We start from the raw sequence: 3,153 nt of genomic DNA on the forward strand, positions 1-3,153 counted from the left end.
ATCGCGTACTCGTGACGGTGGTCACGGATCGGTGATAACTTCGTGGGGCAGCGCACTCCAGCCCCAGGCCGAGGAGGCCGCACCTCATGAGTCCCTTCACCGGCTCCGCGACCCGCACGCCCGACTGGCGCCATCTGCGCCTCGCCGTCGAGGACGGGGTCGCCACGGTCACCCTGGCCCGCCCCGACAAGCTCAACGCCCTCACCTTCGAGGCCTACGCCGACCTGCGCGATCTGCTCGCCGAGCTGTCCCGCGAGCGGTCCGTCCGCGCGCTCGTGCTCGGCGGTGAGGGGCGCGGCTTCTGCTCCGGCGGCGACGTCGACGAGATCATCGGCGCGACCCTCGCCATGGACACCGCCCAGCTCCTCGACTTCAACCGGATGACCGGCCAGGTCGTGCGGGCGATCAGGGAGTGCCCCTTCCCGGTGATCGCCGCCGTGCACGGGGTGGCCGCGGGGGCGGGGGCCGTGCTCGCCCTCGCCGCCGACTTCCGCGTCGCCGACCCCTCCGCGAAGTTCTCCTTCCTCTTCACCCGCGTCGGGCTCTCCGGCGGCGACATGGGCGCCGCCTATCTGCTGCCGCGCGTCGTCGGCCTCGGCCACGCCACGCGCCTGCTCATGCTGGGCGAGCCGGTCCGCACCCCCGAGGCCGAGCGGATCGGCCTGATCAGCGACCTCGCGGAGGAGGGGAAGGCCGCCGAGGCCGCCCAGGAGCTGGCGCGCCGCCTCGCCGACGGACCCGCCCTCGCGTACGCGCAGACCAAGGCCCTGCTCACCGCCGAGCTGGACATGCCGCTCGCCGCCTCCGTGGAGCTGGACGCGGCCACCCAGGCCCTGCTGATGAACGGCGAGGACTACGCCGAGTTCCACGCCGCGTTCACCGAGAAGCGCCCGCCGAAGTGGCAGGGCCGGTGAGCACCGCCCGCGCGGCCCGCCGCATCGCCGTCATCGGCGGCGGCCCCGGCGGTCTGTACGCCGCCGCGCTGCTCAAGCGCCTGGACCCCGCCCGCGAGGTCACCGTCTTCGAGCGCAACGCCCCCGACGACACCTTCGGCTTCGGCGTCGTCCTCTCCGACGAGACCCTCGGCGGCATCGAGCACGCCGACCCCGCCGTCTACGCGGCCCTCCGGGCCGAGTTCGTGCGCTGGGACGACATCGACATCGTGCACCGCGACCGGCGGCACACCTCCGGCGGGCACGGCTTCGCGGCACTCGGCCGCCGCAGGCTCCTTCAGATCCTGCACGAGCGCTGCCTGAGCCTCGGCGTCGAGCTGCGCTTCCGCGCCGAGGCACCACCCGCCGCCGAGCTGGCCACGGCGTACGACCTGGTCGTCGCGGCGGACGGGGTGCACAGCCTCACCCGCGAGGCACACGCCGACGCCTTCGGGCCGAGCGTCACCCCGCACCGCTGCCGGTACATCTGGCTCGCCGCCGACTTCGCCTTCGACGCCTTCCGTTTCGAGATCGCCGAGACCGAGTACGGCGTGATGCAGCTGCACGGCTACCCGTACGCGCGCGACGCCTCCACCGTCATCGTCGAGATGCGCGAGGAGGTCTGGGAGGCGGCCGGATTCGACGGGCTCGACGAGCACGAGTCCACCGAACGCTGCGCCAAGATCTTCGCCGACGCGCTCGGCGGGCGCCCCCTGCGCGGCAACAACTCCACCTGGACCACCTTCCGCACGGTCGTCAACGCCCGCTGGTCGCACGGCAACGTGGTACTGCTCGGCGACGCCGCGCACACCGCCCACTTCTCCATCGGCTCCGGCACCAAGCTCGCCGTCGAGGACGCCCTCGCACTCGCCGCCTGCCTCAAGGAACAGCCGGACCTGCCCACCGCGCTCCAGGCGTACGAGGCCGAGCGCCGCCCCGTGGTCGCCTCCACGCAGCGCGCGGCCCGCGCGAGCCTGGAGTGGTTCGAGCGGATCGGTGACTACCTCGGCCAGCCGCCGCGCCAGTTCGCCTTCAACCTGCTGACCCGCAGCCGCCGCGTCACCCACGACAACCTCCGGCTGCGCGACGCGGACTTCACCCGTTCCGTCGAGCGCGACTTCGGCTGCCCGGACGGCACACCGCCCATGTTCACCCCCTTCCGGCTGCGCGGTCTGACCCTGCGCAACCGCGTCGTCGTCTCACCGATGGACATGTACTCCGCCGAGGACGGCGTCCCCGGCGACTTCCACCTCGTCCACCTCGGGGCCAGGGCACTCGGCGGCGCGGGCCTGGTGATGACCGAGATGGTGTGCGTCAGCGAGCACGGCCGCATCACACCGGGCTGCGCCGGGCTCTACACCGACGCGCAGGCCGACGCCTGGCGCCGGATCACCGGCTTCGCCCACGCCCAGGCACCCGGCACCGCGATCGGCGTACAGCTCGGCCATTCGGGCCGCAAGGGTTCGACGAAGCTGATGTGGGAGGGCATCGACGACCCGCTGCCCGACGGCAGCTGGCCGCTGGTGGCCGCCTCCCCGCTGCCGTACAAGCAGGGGAGCCAGACCCCGGAAGAGCTGACGGCGGACGGACTGGCGGCGATCCGCGAGGAGTTCGTCGCGGCGGCCCGGCGCGCCGGGCACGCGGGCTTCGACCTGCTCGAACTGCACTGCGCGCACGGCTATCTGCTCTCCGGGTTCCTCTCCCCGCTGACGAACCACCGCACGGACGCGTACGGCGGCTCGCTGACGGCGAGGCTCCGCTACCCCCTGGAGGTCTTCGACGCGGTCCGCGAGGTGTGGCCGCACGAGAAGCCGATGACGGTCCGGATCTCCGCCACCGACTGGGCCGAAGGCGGCACCACGGCCGAGGACGCCGTGGAGATCGCCCGCGCCTTCGCCGCCCACGGCGCCGACGCCATCGACGTCTCCACCGGCCAGGTCGTCGCCGACGAACGCCCCGCCTACGGCCGCTCGTACCAGACCCCCTACGCCGACCGCATACGCAACGTAACGGGCCTCCCCGTGCTCACCGTCGGCGCCATCTCCTCCTGGGACGACGTCAACTCCCTGCTCCTCGCGGGCCGTGCGGACCTCTGCGCCCTGGCCCGCCCCCACCTCTACGACCCGCACTGGACCCTGCACGCCGCCGCCGAACAGGGCTACGAAGGTCCGGGCGCCCCCTGGCCGCTCCCGTACCGCGCGGGCAGCCGCCGCCCCCGGAC

The 3,153-nt window shown here is 73.4% G+C and carries 2 protein-coding genes; both read left to right on the forward strand.

Annotation, left to right across the window (positions count from 1 at the left end; genetic code table 11):
* Positions 1 to 86 precede the first annotated feature (86 nt).
* Positions 87 to 914 (forward strand): enoyl-CoA hydratase family protein, encoded by an 828-nt coding sequence (locus tag AB8Z36_RS34900; RefSeq protein ID WP_369217401.1) that lies wholly within the window; start codon positions 87 to 89, stop codon positions 912 to 914.
* Positions 899 to 3,153 (forward strand): bifunctional salicylyl-CoA 5-hydroxylase/oxidoreductase (locus AB8Z36_RS34905; protein WP_440582080.1); only part of this gene is annotated, 2,255 nt, incomplete at its 3' end. The genes AB8Z36_RS34900 and AB8Z36_RS34905, both read left to right, overlap by 16 nt.

The sequence above is a fragment of the Streptomyces flavofungini genome, assembly GCF_041028215.1.
Taxonomy (GTDB): domain Bacteria; phylum Actinomycetota; class Actinomycetes; order Streptomycetales; family Streptomycetaceae; genus Streptomyces; species Streptomyces flavofungini_B.